Origin of the sequence: Heliobacterium chlorum (assembly GCF_014502795.1) — a bacterium.
In the GTDB taxonomy this organism is placed as follows: Bacteria; Bacillota; Desulfitobacteriia; order Heliobacteriales; family Heliobacteriaceae; genus Heliobacterium; species Heliobacterium chlorum.
The window spans coordinates 1-1,450 of sequence record NZ_JACVHF010000089.1; the positions used below are offsets into that span (position 1 = coordinate 1).

The following is a 1,450-nucleotide window of genomic DNA, read 5'->3' on the forward strand; positions in this document are numbered from 1 at the left end:
CCTTTGATATAGCCGCTAAAACTCTGCCAACCCCCGGCGGCCGTCAGGGTTGTTCCACATGCCGCGTAATAAAATTGGTTTGCATGTTCATTCGCCCCATTTGTATTCATCATCGTAACGCCATCTGCCGCCAGCCCTTCCACGCCAACGTAGCAGGCCGCTCCACCCACGGTTGGGTCCACCGCTTGACGAATTCTCGCCTTAATTACATATAACTTTGTGGGGTCAAAAGGGATTGGATTGTTCATCACATACCACACCATGCCCCCGGCACACCGCAAGCAGCTTCCACCCGTTGCCGTCGCATCACTCAGAATGAACGTTGTTACCGTAGAAGAACCACCCACGTCCATCCACGAATTGTTCATCGTCAAAAATTGATCTTCTACCAGCGATCCCGCCATCATGTCCCATTGAATTTGAGATTGGTCCGCTTTTCCCAGGTTGGATAGGGAAAACTGCTGCACCCGACTTCCGCTGCTCGCTGTGGATATAAGAGAAAGCGATCCGTCCGTATTCGCCTGCACGTTGGTCAGGGTTCCCGTTTGGAAGTCAGATTGCGTGTCTTCTATCTTGGTTACGGTATAAGGAATTTGGTCGAAAAAATCATCTTTGCTTGTCTCAATCTTGTAGGGAAGCTGAACCGTCTGGGTTACAAGCTGATCCCTGAAGTGAATTTCTTCTGTTCCATAAACAAACTTGTTTAGCAGGCTTGTTTCGTTTAATCCGGTCTTCTGGGCACTGACCAGTGCTTGCAACATATCGGGGATTCCCACCAGCCGCCCGCCATAATCCACTTGATACGACCACACATCGGGAGTCAAGGGGGTAATGGTCACTTTTTGGATGAGGAAAGTATTTTGAATGCCGCGATCGGGTAGGTCTATGGTTACATATTGACCGGGCACCCATCCCGGCACCTCGGTTTCAAAGCTGCCCCGAACCTTTGGATTTGCGTTCTGTCGCAGGTCAGCCAATCCCGCCGCTTCCGCTGCTTCAATCGTAGACAGGTCTTTGTCGGTGATCGCATGTTCATACACCCCGTCTCCGCCCTGCACCGCTGCCAGGGCCTCTTGCGATCCTAGATCGTCCACCGTGGTGATGACGTCTACATCATACTGATAGGTAAACGTCAAGGCCGCCCCATTTACCGGGGTTGCTGTCTGTTTGCAAGCTTTCACATACTTTTCATTGACATTTACTAAAAAGGCTACACTTGATTCACCGTCCACACTTTCCGTCCCCACAGTTACCGCTGCCGTCGATATTTGCATGGTCAAGTTATGAGGCTTGTGGGGAAGTGGCCATGTCCGGGCTGAACCATCCGCTTTAATTTCATAGACGAAGGGATCAGAAAGCATCGTTCCTCCCCGCACATAAATCCGGTTACGCAGCCCGGCAGTATCTATCGAGTGTTTCAGATTTCGAAAGGGAGTTATTATGTTTAGGC

1 protein-coding gene is annotated in these 1,450 nt (G+C 50.6%); it reads right to left on the reverse strand.

The genetic code is table 11. The features are described from left to right. Positions 1-1,450 (reverse strand): hypothetical protein (locus tag H1S01_RS20140; RefSeq protein WP_188042152.1); only part of this gene is annotated, 1,450 nt, incomplete at both ends.